The 20417-nt window shown below is 61.4% G+C and carries 18 protein-coding genes; 15 read left to right on the top strand and 3 right to left on the bottom strand.

Annotated features, from left to right (window positions below; translation table 11 throughout):
- Entirely contained in the window at nt 1–798 is a 798-nt protein-coding gene (locus ACFSM5_RS00165) for an isocitrate lyase/PEP mutase family protein (RefSeq protein WP_379873833.1), read from the bottom strand.
- Between the two features lie 31 nt (nt 799–829).
- The gene (locus tag ACFSM5_RS00160) at nt 830–1726 is read right to left on the bottom strand and encodes an EamA family transporter (RefSeq protein ID WP_379873831.1); all 897 of its coding nucleotides are present in this window, start codon (nt 1724–1726) and stop codon (nt 830–832) included.
- Between the two features lie 147 nt (nt 1727–1873).
- On the opposite strand from ACFSM5_RS00160, the gene dnaE reads away from it, so the two are divergent.
- The 15 genes from dnaE (at nt 1874) to lpxB (ending at nt 19453) form a co-directional block, all read left to right on the top strand.
- Nucleotides 1874–5359: a DNA polymerase III subunit alpha gene (gene dnaE / locus ACFSM5_RS00155; protein ID WP_379873829.1), complete on the top strand. Its 3486-nt coding sequence runs from the start codon at nt 1874–1876 to the stop codon at nt 5357–5359.
- Between the two features lie 305 nt (nt 5360–5664).
- Nucleotides 5665–6429: a 30S ribosomal protein S2 gene (rpsB, locus tag ACFSM5_RS00150; protein ID WP_379873826.1), complete on the top strand. Its 765-nt coding sequence runs from the start codon at nt 5665–5667 to the stop codon at nt 6427–6429.
- Between the two features lie 105 nt (nt 6430–6534).
- On the top strand, nt 6535–7464 hold the full coding sequence (tsf, locus tag ACFSM5_RS00145; protein WP_379873824.1) for a translation elongation factor Ts: 930 nt from the start codon (nt 6535–6537) through the stop codon (nt 7462–7464).
- Nucleotides 7465–7583: 119 nt separating this feature from the next.
- Entirely contained in the window at nt 7584–8141 is a 558-nt protein-coding gene (frr, locus tag ACFSM5_RS00140) for a ribosome recycling factor (RefSeq protein WP_379873822.1), read from the top strand.
- Between the two features lie 49 nt (nt 8142–8190).
- Nucleotides 8191–8904 carry an isoprenyl transferase gene (locus ACFSM5_RS00135; RefSeq protein WP_379873820.1) on the top strand — a complete coding sequence of 238 codons (714 nt, stop codon included), beginning with the start codon at nt 8191–8193 and terminating at the stop codon, nt 8902–8904.
- The gene (locus ACFSM5_RS00130) at nt 8891–9724 is read left to right on the top strand and encodes a phosphatidate cytidylyltransferase (RefSeq protein ID WP_379873818.1); all 834 of its coding nucleotides are present in this window, start codon (nt 8891–8893) and stop codon (nt 9722–9724) included. Before ACFSM5_RS00135 ends, ACFSM5_RS00130 begins: the two co-directional genes overlap by 14 nt.
- Nucleotides 9725–9729: 5 nt before the next feature.
- Nucleotides 9730–10887, top strand: coding sequence for a 1-deoxy-D-xylulose-5-phosphate reductoisomerase (locus tag ACFSM5_RS00125; protein WP_379873816.1), 1158 nt, complete (start codon nt 9730–9732; stop codon nt 10885–10887).
- A complete protein-coding gene (gene rseP, locus ACFSM5_RS00120) occupies nt 10888–11997 on the top strand; it encodes an RIP metalloprotease RseP (RefSeq protein WP_379873814.1) in 1110 nt (369 codons plus the stop codon).
- 43 nt (nt 11998–12040) lie between these two features.
- Nucleotides 12041–14437 carry an outer membrane protein assembly factor BamA gene (bamA, locus tag ACFSM5_RS00115; RefSeq protein ID WP_379874488.1) on the top strand — a complete coding sequence of 799 codons (2397 nt, stop codon included), beginning with the start codon at nt 12041–12043 and terminating at the stop codon, nt 14435–14437.
- Nucleotides 14438–14458: 21 nt separating this feature from the next.
- Nucleotides 14459–15190: an OmpH/Skp family outer membrane protein gene (locus tag ACFSM5_RS00110; protein ID WP_379873812.1), complete on the top strand. Its 732-nt coding sequence runs from the start codon at nt 14459–14461 to the stop codon at nt 15188–15190.
- A 4-nt stretch (nt 15191–15194) separates the two neighbouring features.
- The gene (gene lpxD, locus ACFSM5_RS00105) at nt 15195–16211 is read left to right on the top strand and encodes a UDP-3-O-(3-hydroxymyristoyl)glucosamine N-acyltransferase (RefSeq protein ID WP_379873810.1); all 1017 of its coding nucleotides are present in this window, start codon (nt 15195–15197) and stop codon (nt 16209–16211) included.
- A 4-nt stretch (nt 16212–16215) separates the two neighbouring features.
- Complete coding sequence (gene fabZ, locus ACFSM5_RS00100; protein ID WP_379873808.1) at nt 16216–16692, top strand: 3-hydroxyacyl-ACP dehydratase FabZ; 477 nt, start codon at nt 16216–16218, stop codon at nt 16690–16692.
- Between the two features lie 4 nt (nt 16693–16696).
- Nucleotides 16697–17485, top strand: a complete 789-nt coding sequence (gene lpxA, locus ACFSM5_RS00095; RefSeq protein ID WP_379873806.1) for an acyl-ACP--UDP-N-acetylglucosamine O-acyltransferase — start codon at nt 16697–16699, stop codon at nt 17483–17485.
- A gap of 1 nt (nt 17486) precedes the next feature.
- Entirely contained in the window at nt 17487–18296 is an 810-nt protein-coding gene (locus ACFSM5_RS00090; protein ID WP_379873804.1) for an LpxI family protein, read from the top strand.
- Nucleotides 18293–19453, top strand: coding sequence for a lipid-A-disaccharide synthase (gene lpxB, locus ACFSM5_RS00085; RefSeq protein ID WP_379873802.1), 1161 nt, complete (start codon nt 18293–18295; stop codon nt 19451–19453). Before ACFSM5_RS00090 ends, lpxB begins: the two co-directional genes overlap by 4 nt.
- Nucleotides 19454–19698: 245 nt before the next feature.
- Here the strand turns inward: lpxB and lexA are convergent, their stop codons facing one another.
- Nucleotides 19699–20406: a transcriptional repressor LexA gene (lexA, locus tag ACFSM5_RS00080; protein ID WP_379873800.1), complete on the bottom strand. Its 708-nt coding sequence runs from the start codon at nt 20404–20406 to the stop codon at nt 19699–19701.
- Nucleotides 20407–20417 lie beyond the last annotated feature (11 nt).

Genomic DNA, 20417 nt, shown 5'->3' with positions numbered 1-20417 from the left:
TCAAGCCTTCATCAGGCCGTTGACCTCGGGGTAGGGCATCGATTCGGCGGTGACCGGGGCGGAGAGGCCGGTCTGGAGGAAACCACCCGACAGGCGGGCGGCATGGGCGTACATCGCCTCGGAAATCGCGCTACCCGCCGTGATGCGGCGGACGCCCAGCTTTTCCAGATCGGCAGCCGGGGCGAGGGTCGGGCGCGCCATGATATTCACCGGCAGGCGCGTGCCCTTGACCAGGGCGGTGATGTCTTCTGCGGCAGTCATGCCCGCCGGGAAGATGCCATCGGCACCGGCTTCGGCATAAAGCCCCGCCCGACGGATAGCCTCGGCAGCGCGCTGACCTTCGGGAGCCAAGCCCCGCAGATAGATGTCGGTGCGGGCATTGATGAAGATATCGAACCCCTCGGCCTTCAGCCCGGCGCGGATCGCCTTGATCCGGGCGACAAGGTTTTCCGGCGGCAGATCCGCATCCTCGATATTGATGCCCGCAACGCCCAGGCGCGCGACGGCGATCACAGCAGCAGCCACTTCCTCGGGCGTATCGCCGAAGCCGCGTTCCATATCGAGGGTCAGCGGCACGTCGAGGACGCGGGTGATGGCACTGGCGGTCTGCAGAAGCCGCTCCAGCGGCAGGGCGTGACCGTCCTTATAACCCCAGGCCCAGGCGACGCCCGCGCTGGTGGTGGCGACGGCCTTTCCGCCTAGGCTTTCGACAAGGCGGGCGCTGCCCGCATCCCAGGCATTGGCCAGGATCAGGATGCCGCTCTGGTGCAGGCGGCGGAATTCGGCGGTTTTGCTCATGGGGTTCCCCTTTCGAATTGGATGGCCGCTTCTATCGCACGGGCTGCGGCGTCGTGCTGGCGGTTTTCGGACCTGATCGACCCGGAAGGACTGTGACGGCTAACCCGACAAAGACCAAGGCGCACGCGATGACCGTATCCATGTCCAGCGCCTCGCCCAGGAAGATCCAGGCCGACAGCAGGCCGGAAATCGGCACCGTCAGGGCAAAGGGCGTTACCACGGCGGCGGGATAGCGCTGCAGCAGGAAGCTCCAGATCGCAAAGCAGAGGGTGGTGGCCAGGAAGGCGATGAACAGCAGCGCGCCGACGCCGGTCCAGGTGATATTGATGATGGCGTGGGAGATCGCCGGGCCGCCTTCGATGAAGTAGGAGAGCGCCAGCAGGGGCAGGGGCGGGATCAGGCTGACCCAGGAGATAAGGCGCAGCATATCGGTCGCCCCAGACTTCTTGGTCGCGATATTGGCAAAGGCCCAGGTGAGGGCCGAGGCGATGGCCATCAGGAAGGCGATCAGGCTGTTGCCCATCGGACGCTCAAGGCCGATCAGCAGCAATCCCCCGGCGGCGATGGCGAGGCCGATCAAGGCGCGCGGCTTTGGCCGTTCCCCCAGGAAGACGCCCGCGATCAGGATGGTGAAGAAGACCTGGCTCTGCAGCACCAGGGACGACAGACCAGCAGGCATGCCGATCTTGATGGAGGTGAACAGCAGGCCGAATTTGATGACGCCCAGCAGCACGCCGATCAGCAGGATCTTCTTGAAGGGTGCAGGCATCGGGCCGCGCAGGAAGATCAGCGGCAGGGCCGCCAGGGCAAAGCGCAGGGCGCAGAACAGCAGGGGCGGAAACCCGTCGAGCCCGACCTTGATGACGACAAAATTGACGCCCCAGATGGTGGTGACGAGCAGGGCGAGCAGAATGTGCTGCAAGGGCATGGCGCGGCCTTCGGCGTTTGGGCGATAATGGATGACGTTGGGGCGCCCGATCCCCTAAAAAGCAGGTGCCTATCAAAGCCCCGACAGGCGAATGGAGACAAGTTTCCGATTGTCTCCATATCAAGTTTAAAGTTGCAGGATCAGCCCATGGCGCACGCCGATTTCGTCCATCTCCGCGTCCATTCCGCCTATTCCCTCTCGGAAGGCGCGATCAAGATGAAGGATCTGGTCAAGCTGGCGGCCAAGAACTATATGCCCGCCGTCGCCGTGACCGATACCGGCAATCTGTTCGGCGCGCTGGAGTTCGGCCTCGCCGCCACCGATGCCGGTGTTCAGCCTATCGTCGGCAGTCAGGCCCATGTCCGTCGCAGGGATGGCACCGCTAAGCAGGGTCATGTGTTGCCGCCGGATCAGCTGGTGCTGATTGCCCAAAATTCAACGGGTTATGATAATCTTCTGAAAGTTCTGTCGAAGGCTTTCATCGAAACGGAAAGCCATGAGACGCCGCAGTTTTCGCTGGAAGATCTGAAGGCGGCGAGCGAGGGGCTCATCTGCCTGACCGGCGGACCCACGGGTGCCATCGGCCGCATGCTGTTCGAAGATCACCCGGACATGGCCGAGGCCTATCTGCTGGAGCTGAAGGAGGTTTTCGGCGACCGGCTTTATATCGAACTTCAGCGCCACGCGGGCTCGGAGATCGAAGCCAAGATCGAGCCGGGGCTGATCGATCTGGCCTATAAACATGATGTGCCGCTGGTCGCGACCAACGATGCCTATTTTGCCAATCAGGACATGTATGAAGCGCACGACGTGCTGCTCTGCATCGCCCAGGGCGCAACGGTGTCGACTGAGGAGCGGCGTCGTCTGACGCCGGACCATTATTTCAAGTCGGCCGCAGAGATGCGGGAGCTTTTCGCTGATATTCCAGAGGCTTGCGACAATACACTGGTGATTGCGCGCCGTTGCGCCGTCTCATCGCCGATGCGCAAACCGATTCTGCCGCCGTTCGACAATGGCGATGGACAGGCGGAACCCGATGCCCTGCGCGCCCAGTCCGAGGAGGGGCTGCGCAAGCGCCTGGAGGCCCATGTCTTCACTCCGGATATGGATGAGGCAAAGAAAGCCGAGCTTACCAAGGAATATGGCGACCGCCTGACGTTCGAACTGGACGTCATCATCAAGATGGGCTTTCCCGGCTACTTCCTGATCGTGTCGGACTTCATCAAATGGGCGAAGGACCATGATATTCCGGTCGGCCCCGGCCGTGGTTCGGGCGCAGGCTCTATCGTCGCCTGGGCGCTGACCATCACCGATCTCGACCCCATCCGTTTCGGTCTGCTGTTCGAACGCTTCCTCAATCCAGAACGCGTCTCGATGCCCGACTTCGATATCGACTTCTGCCAGGATCGCCGCGACGAGGTGATCAAATATGTGCAGAAGCGCTATGGCCACGACAAGGTCGCGCAGATCATCACCTTCGGTAAGCTTCAGGCCCGCGCGGTGCTGCGCGACGTCGGGCGTGTGCTGCAGATGCCCTATGGCCAGATCGACCGCATCTCCAAGCTGGTGCCGAATAATCCGGCCAATCCAGTGACGCTGGAGCAGGCGGTGGCGGGTGAGCCCGCGCTACAGCAGATGCGCGACAGCGACGAGCAGATTGCCCGTCTGATCGCCGTGGGGCTGCAGCTCGAAGGGCTTTACCGCCACGCCTCAACCCACGCTGCGGGCGTGGTGATCGGGGATCGGCCGTTGGATGCGCTGGTGCCGATCTATCGCGATCCGCGCTCGGACATGCCGGTCACCCAGTTCAACATGAAATATGTCGAAATGGCCGGGCTGGTGAAGTTCGACTTCCTCGGCCTCAAGACCCTCACCGTGCTGGTGAAGGCGGTCAAATGGATCAAGAAGGTCCGGGGCATCGATATCGATCTCGCCCGCATACCGCTGGATGACAAGCTGACCTATGAGATGCTGTCGCGCGGCGATGCGACCGGCGTGTTCCAGCTTGAAAGCTCGGGCATGCGCTCGGTCCTGCGCGACATGAAGCCTGACCGTATCGAGGATCTGATCGCGGTGGTGGCGCTCTATCGTCCCGGCCCGATGGACAATATTCCCTCCTACATTGCCCGCAAACACGGGCGGGAGGAGCCGGACTATCTCAATCCGATGCTGGAGGGGATCCTTAAGGAAACCTACGGCATCATGATCTATCAGGAACAGGTGATGCAGATCGCCCAGGTCCTGTCGGGCTATTCGCTGGGTGGTGCGGATCTGCTGCGCCGCGCGATGGGCAAGAAGATCAAGGAGGAGATGGACGCCCAGCGGCTCCTGTTCGTCGAAGGGGCGGGCAAGAACAATGTCGATCCGGGGCAGGCGTCGAATATCTTCGATCAGGTGCAGAAGTTCGCGGGTTATGGCTTCAACAAGAGCCACGCGGCTGCCTATGCCATCGTGTCCTATCAGACGGCCTATCTGAAGGCGAATTTCCCAGTGGAGTTCTTCGCCGCCTCGATGACCTACGATATGGGCAATACCGATAAGCTCAATGTCTTCCGGCAGGAGCTGCGCAAGCTGAAGGTTCCGCTGCTGGGGCCGGACATCAATCACTCGCTGCCCGATTTCGGTGTCGAGGAATATGAGCCGGGCAAGTACGGCGTGCGCTATGCCCTGGCTGCGGTCAAGAACGTCGGTGCCCAGGCCATGCAGTCGGTGGTGGCAGAGCGCGAGGCGAACGGTCCCTTTAAGAATCTCGACGATCTGGCAGCCCGCCTCGACAACAAGCAGGTGAACAAGCGCCAGCTGGAAAATCTGGCGCTTGCCGGGGCTTTCGATGGGTTGGAGCCCAACCGTCAGCGTGTGTTCCAGGGTGTGGAGGCGATCATTCGCCATGCCGGGTCGGTGGCGGAGGAGAAGGCCAGCAATCAGACGAACCTCTTCGGCGGCCCCTCCGCCGAGGCTGTGTCGGCCCCGACGATCCAGCTGCCGCAGATGGCTGACTGGATGCCGAACGAGCGGTTGCAGCGCGAGTTCGACGCCATCGGCTTTTATCTCTCGGCCCATCCGCTCGACGTCTATGGCAAGACGCTTAAGCGCCTCGGCGCGTCGACCCAGGCCGAGCTGTTGCAGAAGGTGGGGGCAGGGGAGCCGCAGCGGGTGCGTCTTGCGGGGATCATGCTGAGCAAGCGCGAGGGCATGTCTCAGCGCGGCAGCCGCTATGCCTTTGTGCAGTTCTCCGATGCGACCGGCGTGTTCGAAGTGGTCTTCTTTTCCGAGATCCTGGCGGTCAGCCGCGAGCTGCTGGATAGCGGCAAGCCGTTGCTGATCACCTGCGATGCCCGGGCGGAAGGCGAGCAGCTGAAGATGACGGCGCAGGAGTTGCGCAGCCTTGAGGATGCCGCCGCGACCACGGTTGCCGGCATGCGGATCATGCTTGCGGATGAAAAGCCGCTCGCGACCTTGAAGAGCCTGCTGGTGGACAAGCCCGAGAACCGGGGCAGGGGCAGGGTGTCGGTGCTGTTCGATGCCGAGAACTGCGAAGTGGAAATCCCCTTGCGCGGTGGCTTCGCGGTGACGCCGCAACTGCGGGCGATGGTGAAGAGCCTGCCGGGGATTGTGGAGGTCGAGGAGGTTTAGGGGGAGCGCTCGATGACTCCTCAATAGACTTCGTCATCCCGTGGCTCGACCACGGGATCTCCTCCGAGAGCGTTTCCATTCTGTCTCAAGGTCTGTTGGACAAGCCTTCGGAGGAGATCCCGGGATCAAGTCCCGGGATGACGGCAGAGTATAAAGTGAAAACGCCTTTCCTCCTTGCATCTCCCCCGTGATTGGGCTATAGGCCCCGCATCTCTCACGCGGGGGTAGGGCTATCCGCCCATTCCGGTGTCGGCAATCTCGCCTGACTCCTCCCCGCGGCGGCAAAACCGGGAAAGGATTTAGAGATGAGCGTTCCGACTTTTACCATGCGTCAGCTGCTCGAAGCTGGTGTGCATTTCGGTCATAACACCCGTCGCTGGAATCCGAAGATGGCTCCGTACCTCTTCGGTGTTCGCAACGGCGTGCATATCATCGATCTGGAACAGACCGTTCCGATGCTGTACCGCGCCATGAACGCCGTCCGTGACACCGTTGCCGGTGGCGGTCGCGTGCTGTTCGTCGGTACCAAGCGCCAGGCTCAGGAAAAGGTTGCTGAAGCTGCAAAGCGTTGCGGCCAGTACTACATCAACCATCGTTGGCTCGGCGGCATGCTGACCAACTTCAAGACCATTTCGCTGTCGATCAAGAAGCTGCGCGAGCTTGAAGAGCAGGCTGCGGGCGACAAGGGCGGTTACACCAAGAAGGAACTGCTGAACCAGAGCCGTGATCTGGAAAAGCTGGACCGTGCTCTTGGCGGCATCAAGGAGATGGGTGGCCTTCCGGACATCATCTTCATCATCGACACCAACAAGGAAGCGATCGCCGTCCAGGAAGCCAACCGTCTTGGCATTCCGGTCATCGCCGTTCTCGACTCGAACTCGGATCCCGAAGGCATTGCTTTCCCGATCCCCGGTAACGACGACGCCCTGCGCGCCATCGACACCTACTGCGAACTGATCGCCGGTTCGGTGCTGGCCGGTCTGCAGCAGGAAGCGACTGCCGCCGGTATCGATATCGGTTCGGCTGAAAAGGTCGAAGAGACCGTTCCGGAAGAGCAGGCCTCGGCCTAAGTCTCCTTCGGGGAAAAGCCAGAAGGCGGCGCTTCAGGCGCCGCCTTTTCGTTAAGGGCCGACCACTGTCGGCAAACTGTCACGAAAAACTCAAAGGATCGGGCTATGGCCGAGATTACTGCCGCTCTCGTCAAGGAACTGCGCGAAAAGACTGGCGCGGGCATGATGGACTGCAAGAAGGCGCTGACCGAGAACAATGGCGACATCGAAGCCGCCATTGACTGGCTGCGTACGAAGGGCCTCGCTGCTGCTGCCAAGAAGGCCGGCCGCGTTGCTGCTGAAGGCCTCGTTGGCGCCGCTGCTGAAGGCACCAAGGGCGCGCTGATCGAAGTGAACTCGGAAACCGATTTCGTTGCCCGCAACGAAACCTTCCAGAGCTTCGTCGCCGATTCGGCCAAGGTCGTCCTGACCGCCGGTGCCGACATCGAAGCCGTCAAGACCGCAGCCTATCCGGGCGCTGGCAAGACCGTCGCCGAACAGCTGACCGATCACATCGCCACCATCGGCGAGAACATGTCGCTGCGTCGCGCTGCCGTTCTGTCGGTCAACGATGGCGTCGTTGCCACCTACATCCACTCGGCTGTCGTTCCGAACCTCGGCAAGATCGGCGTGCTGGTCGCGCTCGAGTCGACCGGCGACAACGCGAAGCTGCAGGCGCTCGGCAAGCAGATCGCGATGCATATCGCCGCTGCCAACCCGATGTCGCTGAACATCGCTTCGGTCGATCCGGCCGCTCTGGAACGCGAAAAGGCGATCCTGGTCGAGCAGAGCCGCGCTTCGGGCAAGCCGGACAACATCATCGAGAAGATGGTCGAAGGCCGCATCCGCAAGTTCTATGAAGAAGTCGTGCTCCTGGAGCAGGTCTTCGTCATCGATGCCGAAACCAAGATCAAAGACGTCGTTGCCAAGGCCGCCAAGGACATCGGCGCTCCGGTCGAGCTGACTGGTTTTGCCCGCTTCCAGCTGGGCGAAGGCATCGAAAAGGCCCAGTCCGACTTCGCCGCCGAAGTGGCAGCGCAAGCTGGTCTGCGTTAATAAGCAGCAATCCTGCTAAAAAAGGGCGCGCGGGGCTTTCCTCGCGCGCCTTTTTTATTCTATACACCCAGGGCTTTTGTATCGGCTTCGGCCGAACCGACAGATGTTGAGGTATTCCGATGGCTACGCCCGATCTCTCCGATGTGAAGCGCCGCATGGATGGCGCCCTCGAGACGCTCCGTAAGGAATTCGCCGGTCTGCGCACCGGTCGCGCCTCGCCGAACCTACTCGACCCCGTGATGGTCGATGCTTATGGCTCCTCCATGCCGCTGACCCAGGTCGGCACGGTTTCGGTTCCCGAGCCGCGCATGATCAATGTCACTGTCTGGGACAAGGGCATGGTGAAGGCCGTTGAAAAGGCCATCCGCGATGCCGGTCTGGGCCTGAACCCGTCGGCCGATGGTCAGACCGTCCGCGTGCCGCTGCCCGAGCTGAACCAGGAGCGCCGCAAGGAGCTTTCGAAGGTTGCCAGCAAGTACGGCGAACAGGCCCGCGTCTCGGTCCGTAACGTCCGCCGCGACGGCATGGACATGCTGAAGAAGATGGAAAAGGACGGCGATATCAGCGAGGACGAACTGACCCGCTGGCAGACCGAGGTCCAGAACCTGACCGACAGCCACATCAAGAAGATCGATGAGTCGCTGGCGGCCAAGGAAAAGGAAATCATGCAGGTTTGATCCGGCAACGGATCGCCTTGCACATGATGATCGGGGAGGGGAGCGCGTCATGATCGCCGCCGCTGGAGGCGAGTTGCTCCCGCCACCGAACCATCTTGCCATTATCATGGATGGTAACGGGCGGTGGGCGAGCGCACGCGGCCTGCCGCGCGTTGCCGGGCACCGTAAGGGAGCCGAAGCAGTTCGCGCTGCCATTCGGGCTGCCGAGAAGCTCGGCATCCGCTATCTGACGCTCTACAGCTTCTCGTCCGAGAACTGGAAGCGGCCCGCCGACGAGGTCGATGACCTCATGGGGCTGCTCCGGCTTTATCTCAAGCGGGAGATAAAGGAGCTGCACCAGAACGGCGTGCGGGTCCGCATCATCGGCAACCGCGCCCGACTGGCGCCCGATATCCAGACGCTGATTCAAGACGCAGAGAAGATGACGGCCGGGAACCCCGGCCTGACCGTGGTGATCGCGTTGAGTTATGGCGCGCGTGAAGAGATCGTTCTGGCCGTCAAGGATATGCTGGCGGCGGGGCTGGATCCTGCGAGCATCGATGAAGCCGCGATCAGCCGTCGTCTCTTTACGACCGATATCCCCGATCCCGACCTGATCCTGCGCACTAGCGGCGAACAGCGCTTGTCAAACTTCCTGCTGTGGCAGTCGGCCTATTCGGAACTGATGTTCATCGATACTCTGTGGCCCGATTTCGGGGAAGCGGACATGGAGCGGGTGGTGAGCGACTATCGTAAGCGGGAGCGGCGTTATGGCGGGCGGTGAACCCTATCGATTTCCGCGTCCGGGTCGCTCGCTCGTTCTGCGGATCGCTTCGGCTGCCGTCATGCTGCCGGTGGCGATTGCGGCCGTTGCCTATGGACGCCCCTGGTTCGACGGGTTGCTGGCGCTCACGGCCTTCCTGATGGCCCGCGAATGGGCGCGCATGACCGGCGCCGGGGTCAAAGGCGCAACCTATCTGCTGGCGGGTGTGAGCCTGCTGCTCGTACTGTCCTTGCCGTTCGAGGTGGATGGCCGTGTGCTGCTGGCCGCGATCCTGGGCGGAACGGTGCTGCTCTATGGTCTGGCCAGGCTGTCGGGTGCGCAGACGCCCAAGCTGCTGGCGTTTGGTCTGCCCGCCGTGGTGCTGCCCTGCGCGGCGTTCGTCTGGCTGCGTGCCAACCAGGAGCAGGGCGTCGAAACCGTGCTGTGGCTGATGAGCGTGGTCTGGGCCACGGATACAGGTGCCTTCTTTTTTGGTCGTACCATCGGCGGCCCCAAACTCGCGCCCAAGCTGTCACCCAACAAAACCTGGGCCGGCCTTCTGGGCGGCATGTTGTCCGCCGGTCTGGTCGGGGCAGGGGTGGCGGCGGCCTGTGGCGGTTCGCCCTATATCCTCGCGCCCGTTGCCGTGGTTCTCGCCGTCGTCAGCCAGGGCGGCGATCTGGGAGAATCGGCTCTGAAACGCCGCTTTGGTGTGAAGGATAGTGGCAAGATTATTCCCGGCCATGGCGGCGTTCTCGACCGTGTAGACGGTCTGATGCCGGTGGCACCGCTTCTGGCCCTGCTGATCCTGGTGACCGGCCGCAGCATTATGGAGTGGTGACGCGGATGCGTCGGATCACAATTCTCGGCGCGACTGGCTCGGTCGGGCAGAGCACTCTCGATGTCATCAAAGCCCATCCGGACCGCTTCCAGGTCGAGGCACTGACGGCCGCCCGCAATGTTGAGCGCCTGGCTGCCGACGCGAAGGCCTTTGGCGCCAAGCTGGCCGTGGTTTCGGAAGAGTCCGCCTATGGGGCTTTGAAGGAGGCCTTGAGCGGTAGCGGTATCGAAGCTGCGGCGGGTCCGCAGGCTTTGATCGATGCCGCTTCACGCCCCTGCGATCTGCTAATGGCGGCGATTGTCGGCGCTGCCGGGCTTGCCCCGACGCTCGCCGCGATCCGGCACGGCACCACGGTTGCGGTCGCCAATAAGGAGGTGCTGGTCTGCGCCGGCGAACTGGTCATGGCCGCCGCGCGGGAGCATGGCGCCAAGCTGCTGCCGGTCGACAGCGAACATAACGCCATCTTCCAGGTCTTCGAGGAAAGCCAGCGCGATGCCATCGACCGGCTGATCTTGACGGCATCCGGCGGTCCTTTCCGTACCTGGACGCTTGAAGCCATGAAGCCGGTAACCCCGGCGCAGGCTGTCGCTCATCCGAACTGGTCGATGGGCGCGAAGATTTCCGTCGATAGCGCGACAATGATGAACAAGGGCCTGGAACTGATCGAGGCTTGCCATCTTTTCGCCATGCCTGCCGACCAGATAGAAGTTCTTGTGCATCCGCAGTCGGTTATTCACAGCCTCGTCGGCTATAAGGACGGATCCGTTCTGGCGCAGTTGGGCTCGCCCGATATGCGCACGCCGATTGCCTATGCCCTCGGTTGGCCGGAGCGGATTTCGGCGCCGGTGAAGAAGCTTAATCTCTATGAAGTGGCCCAACTGACTTTCGAAGCTCCGGATCCTGTGCGCTTTCCGGCTCTTCGCCTGACGCGAGAGGCCTTGAGCGCGGGCGGTGCAATGACCACTGTCTTGAATGCGGCAAACGAGATCGCGGTTGCGGCATTCCTGGAGGGCAGGATCGGTTTTCTGGATATCGCCGCCATCGACGAGGCCGTGATGGGGACTATGACAGGTGCAAAAGCCGGGTCACTCGATGATATCGCATACATCGATGGCGAAGCGCGCCGTCAGGCGCTAGCGCGTGTCGATGGAAAGGTTTTCTAGATGATCAGCTATATCCTGCCGTTCCTGGTGGCGCTGACCGTTCTCGTCTTTGTGCATGAGTTCGGCCATTACTGGGTCGCGCGCCGGGCCGGTGTCCGGGTCGAGGTTTTTTCCATCGGCTTCGGGCCCGAGCTTTTCGGCTGGACGGCGAAATCGGGCACGCGCTGGCGCTTTTCGGCCATCCCGCTTGGTGGCTATGTCAAGATGTTCGGCGATATGAACCCGGCGAGTGTCGGGGCCCGCGACGATTTGACCCCCGAAGAGCGGAAGGTCGCTTTTCAACATAAATCCTTGCCGCGCCGGGCGGCGATCGTCGCCGCGGGACCGATCGCGAATTTTCTTTTTGCGATTGCGATCCTGGCGGGGCTTTTCATGGTTGCGGGCCAGTCCGTGACGGAACCGCTGGTCGGATCTGTCATCGCAGGCAGCGCTGCCGAAAAAGCCGGTATTCAATCTGGCGACAGGATCGTTTCTCTGGATGGCGATCAGATCGAACGCTTCGATCAGATCCAGCGCTATGTCTATTCGCGCCCGGCCCAGGCGGTGGATATCGGCGTGGAGCGCGGCGGTTCGGTCCTGGTCCTGAAGGCGGTGACCGGCCAGACCGTTCTGACGGATCGCTTCGGGAATGTTCAGCAGATCGGCCAGCTCGGTATCGGGAATGGCGGGCAGCGGACAGTCACCATGGATCCGGTGACGGCGGTCGTCCGGGCGGTCGAAGAAACCGGCGTGATGATTTCCGAAACTTTCCGCGGCCTTGGCGAGATGATCTCCGGTCGGCGCGATACCAGTCAGATTGGCGGTATCCTGTCGATCGGGAAGATGTCGGGGGAGGTCGCCCAGGACGGGTTTGTGCAGTTCCTGAGCTTCCTTGCGATGCTGTCGATCAACCTCGGTTTCATCAATCTGCTGCCCATACCTGTGCTCGACGGTGGGCATTTGCTGTTCTACGCCGGGGAGGCTATATATAGGCGCCCGCTGCCCAAGCGACTGCAAGAAGCTGGGGCTATGGCCGGTTTTGCGGCAATCGTCTCCTTAATGCTCTTTGCAACTTGGAACGATTTGGTAAAACTGCGGATCGTGTCGTGGGTGTCGGGCCTAATTGGCTGAACAGAAGATAAAGGGAAGCGTCTTGGGCAAGAAGCTTGGAAGCGTGCTGGCAGTGACGCTGCTGTCCGGTCTCGTTCTTGGGGCCGTCGAGGTTAGCGCCGCCGGACCGACCTCCAAGGCGGCTTTGCCCCCTCCAGGTTCAACCCTGGCGCAGGCGCCTGCCGCTCCAAACGCCTCTGCTCCCCCGCCTGCGGCTGCGCCGCGTGCGCCCGTGCAGTCGCAATCTATATCCTCGACGGCCTATCCTCCTGCCAGTCAGATCCGTGTAGAGGGCACCCAGCGTATCGAGCCCGACACCGTGCGCTCCTATCTTACGATCAAGGTGGGTGATCCCCTGTCACCGGGTGAAATCGACAAGTCCTTGAAGGGGCTGTTCGCGACCGGCCTTTTTGCCGATGTGTCTGTCGGTGTGGACGGCAGCAGCACACTGGTTGTGCGGGTGGTTGAAAATCCCATTATCAACCGCATTGCCTTCGAAGGCGGCAAGAAGCTGACCGAAAAAGAGTTGTTGCCGGAAATCCAGTTGCGCCCGCGTGTCGTCTATACGCGCACTAAAGTGCAGCAGGATGTGTCGCGTCTGCTGGATGTCTATCGCCGAAATGGGCGATTCGCGGCCACGATCGAGCCGAAGATTATTGAACTCGATCAGAACCGCGTCGATCTCGTCTTCGAAATCAATGAAGGCGAAGCGACTACCGTTAGCAAGATTACTTTCATCGGTAATAAAGAGTTCTCCGACAGCACGTTGCGCACTGAATTGGTCACGGCAGAGTCGCGCTGGTATCGCTTCTGGGCAAGCGATGATTCCTATGATCCAGACCGTGTTGCTTATGACCGCGAGCTGTTACGCCGCTTCTATCAAAGTGAAGGCTATGCAGACTTCCGCGTCGTTTCTTCTGCCGCCGAATTGGGTCCGGACCGGAAGAACTTCTTCATTACCCATGTGATTGAAGAAGGTAACCGCTATAAAATCGGTAAGGTTGAGGTCGTTTCTCAGCTCAAAGAGTTCGATCCCGCGCTCGTGAAAGAATACATCCGCGTCAAGGAAGGCGATTGGTATTCTTTGAGTGATAGCGAAGCGACGGTTTCCCAACTGAGCCAGCGGACGGGTAATCTCGGCTATGCCTTCGTCGAGGTCGATCCGCAGATCAAGCGCAATGCCGAAGATCAGACGATCGACATCACCTATGTTATCTCGGAAGGTCCAAAGGTTTACGTCGAGCGTATCGATATCGTCGGTAACGTCCGGACCTTGGACAAGGTTGTCCGCCGGGAGTTCCGTTTGGTTGAAGGCGATGCGTTTAATTCCGATAAGCTGCGCCGCTCCGAACGCCGGATCAAGGATCTGACCTTTTTCAAGTCGGTGCAGGTGACCCAGGAGCCCGGATCCGCTGCGGACAAGGTTGTCCTCAAGGCCAAGGTCGAAGAGCAGTCGACGGGTGAACTGTCGGTCGGCGGCGGTGTGTCGACCGCTGACGGTCCTTTGGGCTTGGTGCAGGTTCGCGAGCGTAATCTGATGGGCCGGGGTCAGGATCTGTCGGTTTCGACGACGCTGGCGGCGCGCCGTACTCAATTCGATATCAGCTTCACCGAACCTTATTTCCTTGATCGGCCCGTCGCTTTCACGACCGATCTATTCCATACCCGCCGCGATCTGACAGACTTTAGTTCTTATAATTGGCAGTCGACGGGTGGCTCCTTCTCCTTCAATTATTTCATCACGGAGTATTGGCGCCAGCGCCTGGGCTATACCCTGCGCCGCGACGTGGTGACCGATGTTGACAGCGATGCGTCGATCTACATCAAGGATCAGGAAGGCAAGACGATTTCCTCCTATGTGACGCACGAGCTTGCCTATGACCGTCGTGACAGCCGAATTAGCCCGACCGAAGGCTATATGGTGCGCGTGACCCACGATGTTGCAGGTCTTGGCGGTACTGCAAAATATATTCGGAGTAAATTGCGGGGCGAATACCATCTTCCGCTGGCGGATGAGGTGGTTCTCTCCCTGGCAGGTGATGTCGCGAATATTACGGGCTTTGGTGGTGAACGGCTGCGCATTAATGACCGCTTCTTCGTGGGTGGCGATACTTTCCGTGGCTTCTCGCAAGGCGGTGTTGGGCCGCGCGATACCAAGTCTGATGATGCTTTGGGCGCCAAGAATTACGCGGTGAATTCAGTTGAGCTGGCGTTCCCCTCGGGCCTGCCCAAGGATTTGGGCATCAGCATGCTTGTGTTCCATGACATCGGAACTGCCTGGGGAGCCGAGGATTCGGGCCCTGATATCCGTGACAGCACGAAACTGCGTGCTTCGGCGGGCGTGGGCTTTAAGTGGCAGTCGCCATTCGGCCCCATCCGTGTCGACGTCGGCTATCCCTATTTGAAGGATGAGTTCGACGATACGGAATTCTTCCGCTTCAGCTTCGGCACCAAATTCTGACCCCCTCTGGGAAGTAGAGACATGAACATCCGTACCCTAACTACCGGTGTGGCCCTCATCGCAGTTGCGTTGTCGACCCCGGCTTTTGCCCAAGCGCCTACTGGCTTCACGCTGACACCGCCGCCAGCTGCACCTGGGGAGCAATCGGCTCCGGCAGCTATGCCACAAGCTCAGCCAGCTCCGGTGACGCCGCAGATCAACCCGGTTCAGATTCCCGCCCGCCCGCCCGCAGCGGCAGGAGCCCGTCCCGCCGTTGCGGGCGCAGGGGCTGCGAATGTCAGCATCGGCGTTGTCGATCTTGGCGAAGTCCTGGGCAAGTCGACGGCTGTTAAGTCCCTGCGCGAGCAGATGGAAAAGCAGGCTCAGGCAGCTCAGGCCGAATTCAAGAAAAAAGAAGACGATCTGCGTAAGGAAGAGCAGGCCCTGAATGGTCAGCGGGCTTCGCTAAGCCAGGAGCAGTTCAACGAAAAGGGCCGTGCACTGCAGGCGAAGTTCGTTGAGTTCCAGCGCCAGGTTGCCGCCCGTCGCCGCCAGTTGGCTGAGGGCGAGTCCCAGAGCATGCAGCCGGTTCAAAAGACCATCGAAGAAATTCTCCCGCAGGTCGCGACCGAAAAGGGCATCAACCTGATCCTGCATCGTCAGGCAGTCATGCTGAATTCGAACGATCTTGATCTGACGACCACCTTGGTGACCCGTCTCAATCAGAAAATGCCCAAGGCAACTCTGAAGCTGCCGGCGCTCAAGACGAACTGAGCCGATGGTCGACACGCGCTTTTTCCGGCGTGAAGGGGCGCTGTCGACCCCTGAACTTGCAGCCCGGCTGGGTGCGCAGATTCTGCGGGGACCGGAGCGGCTGATCAGCGATGTGGCAGCGCTGGAAACGGCTGGCGGCGATGCGCTGAGTTATTGTGTCGACCGGAAGCATGCGGATCCCTTAAGTCGAACGGCTGCGGGGGCTGTGCTGGTGCCTGAAGCGCTGGCGGATATAGCTCCGGCGACTGTCACGGTCCTGATCCATCCAACCCCGGCCGTTGCTTTTGCCAAGGCCGGGCGGATGTTGTTTCCCTTGCCGTCCCCGCCATCTGGCATTCATCCGTCGGCGAGTGTGGATCCCTCTGCAAAGGTGGACCCGTCGGCGCATGTCGGACCGATGGTGGTCGTGGAAGCGCACGCGGAGATCGATGCGTCCTGTGTCATCGAAGCTGGTGCGCAGATCGGGCCCGGTGTGGTGCTGGGCGAGGGGTGCCGGATCGGGCGCGGCGCAACCGTGACCCACGCAATGCTTGGCAAGCGTGTGGTCCTGCTTGCAGGCGTCCGGATCGGGGAGGCGGGGTTTGGCTTCGTGCCGACACCCCAGGGCGTGGTGAAGATACCGCAGCTCGGTCGTGTGATTATCGATGATGACGTGGAGGTTGGGGCGAACTCGACCATCGATCGCGGCGCTCTTGATGATACCCGAATCGGCGCTGGCACGATGATCGACAATCTCGTTCAGATCGCGCACAACGTTATTATCGGTCGTGGTTGCATCATTGTTGCCCAGGTGGGCATATCCGGCAGCACGATTATTGAGGATTACGCCATTCTGGCGGGACAGGTCGGTGTTAGTGGTCATCTTCGGATCGGCCGGGGCGCCCAGGTGGCTGCCCAGTCCGGTGTGATGCGGGATTTGGCACCGGGTGCAAAAGTTGGGGGATCGCCTGCGGTCCCTGTGCTGCAATGGCATCGCCAGACGGCGGCCTTGGAGCGCATGACGAAGAAGAAAGGATCTTGAGACGATGAGTGAAACTGCTGGCTTCCAGGCCGAAAGGCTACCTCTGATCGACGTTCAGCGCATTATGGCGATGATTCCGCATCGCTATCCGATGCTGCTGATCGACCGGGTTGTCGATATGGAGCCGAATGTCTCCTGCGTCGGCATCAAGAACGTGTCGATCAACGAGCATTTCTTCGCGGGCCATTTCCCGACCAAGCCGGTGTTCCCGGGTGTTCTGATCGTCGAGGCGATGGCACAGACCGCCGCCGTTCTGGTGGTTCATACGCTTGGGCCGGAGAGCGAAGGCAAGCTGGTCTATTTCATGAGCGTCGATGGCGCCCGTTTCCGCAAGCCGGTGGTGCCGGGTGATCAGATGCGCATCACAGTGAAGAAGGATCGTCATCGCGGTCCGGTCTGGAAGTTCGTGGGCGAGGCGCATGTGGATGGTCAGATCGTGGCCGAAGCGACCTTTGCGGCCATGATTCTGGACGAGCGCTGAGCCGATGGTGACCATTCACCCGAGTTCTCTTGTCGAAGCCGGGGCGGAACTGGGCGAAGGGGTTGAAATCGGTCCCTTCTGTCATGTCGGCCCGCATGTGAAGCTGGGTGATCGAGTCCGCTTAGTCAGTCATGTGGTCGTTGCCGGGCACACAACGATCGGCGAAGGGACCGAGCTTTATCCCTTTTCCGCAGCGGGTCTGCCTCCCCAGCATCGCGGTTACAAGAACGAGCCGACTGAACTGATCATCGGCAAAAACTGCGTGATCCGCGAACAGGCGACCCTGCATCCGGGAACGACGTTCGATGAAGGCCGCACCGTCGTTGGCGATAATTGCCTGCTGATGGTTGCCACACATATCGCCCATGACTGCGTGGTCGGTAATAACGTCGTGATGGCGAACGGCGCGGTGATCGGCGGCCACGTCAAGGTCGGCGATTTCGTGACGTTTGGTGGCATGTGCGCCGTCCATCAGTTCGTGCGCATCGGTAAATACGCCATGATCGGCGGCATGTCGGGCGTGGAGAATGACGTCATTCCCTATGGCTCGGTCATGGGTGATCGTGCACGGCTTGCCGGGCTGAATGTGGTCGGTCTGAAGCGTCGCGGCTTTGACCGGGATGCGATCCATCTGCTGCGCAAGGCCTATCGCCTGATGTTCGCGGCCGAAGGCACAATGGCCGAACGCTTGGACGACGTGCTGGAGTTGTTCCAGGACAATCAGGTCGTGATGGATATCGTCGAGTTCGTGCGCGCCGACAGTGCCCGCCCGATCTGCCAGCCACGGGTGTGAGGTGACAGGTCCGCTTGGCATCCTTGCGGGCAGTGGTGACCTGCCGCGGCGTCTCATCGCCGCGAGCCGGGGGCGTCAAAGGGATGTCTTCATCCTGGCTGTCGACGGGCAGACCGACCGCGAGACGGTGGACGGATGCGCCCATGGCTGGTTCCGCATCGGTGCCGTTGGCGCAATGTTCGACGCTTTGCACAAGGCGGGCGTGCGCGACTTGGTGATGGCGGGCAAGTTTGTGCGCCCGTCGCTCTTTTCGCTGGCCCCCGATGCCCGGGGAGCGGCGTTGCTGGCACGTATCGGCTTCCGGGCGCTGGGCGACGACGGCATGTTGAAGCTGCTGACTGCGGAACTCGAAAGCGAGGGGTTCCGCGTCGTTTCAGTCGCTGATGTGCTGGGTAATCAGAGCATCGGCAAAGGCCCTTTGGGGCAGCATGCGCCTAACGAAAAGGACGATTACGATATCGAGCGTGGCATGGCCGTCCTCCATGCCCTGGCGCCGGTCGATGTTGGTCAGGCCTGCGTTGTCCAGCAAGGCACGGTCCTGGCGGTCGAGGCGGCCGAGGGGACAGATGCCATGGTGGAACGGGCGGCCCTGCTGCAGCGCGGCGGCGAGCGCGGTGTTCTGGTGAAGCTTGCCAAGGTTCAGCAGGATGACCGCCTGGATCTGCCTGTGATCGGCGCTGATACAGTGCGCAAGGTGGCGAGTGCCGGTTTTGCCGGGATCGCCATCGATGGCAACCGGGCGATTCTGGTGGATCGTGATGCCACCATCGCGGCGGCTGATGCCGCCGGTATTTTTCTGGTGGGTGTGTGAGCGCGACGCCCCCGCATTTCTTCCTGGTAGCCGGTGAGATTTCCGGCGACCTGATCGGTGGGCGCCTGATGGCGTCCTTAAAGAAACGCCTGGGGCCGGATGTACGGTTTTCCGGCGTCGGTGGTCCTGCGATGACGGCCGAGGGACTGGAAAGCCTTTTCCCGATGCAGGAATTGTCGCTCATGGGGCTGGCGGAAGTGCTGCCCCATATTCCAGCCCTGCTGAAGCGCCTGTCGCAGACCGAGGCCGCTGTGCGGGCGGAGCGGCCAACCGCGCTCATCACGATCGACGCGCCATCCTTCACCCTGCGTCTGGCAAAGAGCCTGGGCGACGCGGGGATTCCCCGTATTCACTATGTCGCGCCACAGGTCTGGGCCTGGCGGGCAGGGCGGGCGCCGAAGATCGCGCGCAAGATCGACCGCCTTCTGGCCCTGTTCCCGTTCGAGCCGCCTTGGTTCACCAAACATGGGCTGCCCACCGATTATGTCGGGCATCCCGTGGTGGAGGGCGGCGCACTGTCGGGTGATGGTGATCGTTTCCGGGAGAGATACGGTATCCCGGCCTCCAAGCCCCTTCTGACCGTTCTGCCCGGTAGCCGCCAGGGCGAGGTGACGCGCCTGCTGCCCGTTTTTGCTGCGACGGTGGAACTCCTGGCCGAACAGGTTCCGGGATTGCAGCTGGTGGTGCCGACGGTACCCCAGGTGGCGGATCGGGTGGCGGAGGCGATCCGATCCTGGCCGGGCGATCCGCTGCTGGTCACGGATAGCGTGGTCAAGTTTGACGCCTTTGCGGCTTCCCGCGCGGCCCTGGCCGCGTCAGGCACCGTGGCGCTGGAACTGGCTTTGGCAAAGCTGCCAGCGGTGATCGCCTATAAGGTCAATCCCTTCACGGCCTGGATGCTGCGCCGCCTGCTGACCATCCGCTACGCCGCGCTGCCGAATCTGATCCTGGATGAGCCTCTGATGCCGGAGCTTCTGCAGGAGGACTGCAACCCGGCCGCCATTGCCAAAGCGCTCGCCCCGCTGATGCTGGACACACCGGTACGGGGGGGAATGCTGGAAGGCTATCAGCGGCTTGCCGATGCGATGGAACTGGATCTGGCGCCGCCGAGCGAACGGGCAGCGGAGGTCATCTGCCGCCATGTGGGCTTAGGATAACCCCGCCAGTCCAAGGCACGCGCTGATTCCCAGGCTTCTCCGCAATGCTTCAAACAGGAGCTGTCATCCCGGACCCGATCCGGGATCTTGAGTGGCAGAACCCGTTGCAGCTTCTCGACGCGGTTCGTCTACACGAGATCCCGGATCACGTCCGGGATGACAATGTCTTTTGAGGCAGCCAGCAAGCCCAAAAACAAAACGGCCGGTCCATCGCTGAACCGGCCGTCTCTCTAACTCAGCGAAGCCTAGTAGCGGCGCATAAGGCCGACGAGGCGTCCCTGGATCTTTACGCGGTCGGCGCCGAAGATCTGGGTTTCATAAGCCCGGTTGGCGGGCTCCAGGGCAATCGACGCGCCCTTGCGGCGGAAACGCTTCAGGGTCACTTCGGCATCATCCACCAGCGCCACCACGATGCTGCCGGTATCGGCGGAATCATCCCGGCGGATCAGGACGATATCGCCATCCTGGATCCCGGCTTCGACCATCGAATCGCCAGCGACTTCCAGGGCGTAATGATCACCCTTGCCCAGCAGGGCAGCAGGGACGTCGTAATAGGAACTGGGATCGCGCAACGCCTCGATCGCCGTACCAGCAGCAATCCGGCCATAGAGCGGCAGTGAGACCGAGTCATTGGCCGAAACCGGTATCTCCACAGCCGAGGTCGCAGGCTTGTGGAAGGGTACGGGCGGGGAGGAGGCAACGATCTCCGGCCCGCGACGGGTACGCTTCGGGGTCACTTCATCCGGCAGGCGCAGCACTTCCAGGGCGCGCGCCCGATGGGGCAGGCGGCGGATGAACCCGCGTTCTTCAAGCCCGGTGATCAGACGATGGATGCCCGATTTGGATTTGAGATCCAGCGCATCGCGCATCTCGTCGAAGGAGGGAGAAATGCCGCCATCAGACAGGCGCTGATGGATGAAGAGCAGCAGTTCGTGCTGCTTGCGCGTGAGCATGTCTGTCCCTC

Origin of the sequence: Lacibacterium aquatile, assembly GCF_042683105.1 — a bacterium.
GTDB lineage: Bacteria > Pseudomonadota > Alphaproteobacteria > Elsterales > Elsteraceae > Lacibacterium > Lacibacterium aquatile.
Note: the sequence above shows the minus strand (reverse complement) of the source record. Positions and strands in the feature narration are given on the sequence as shown.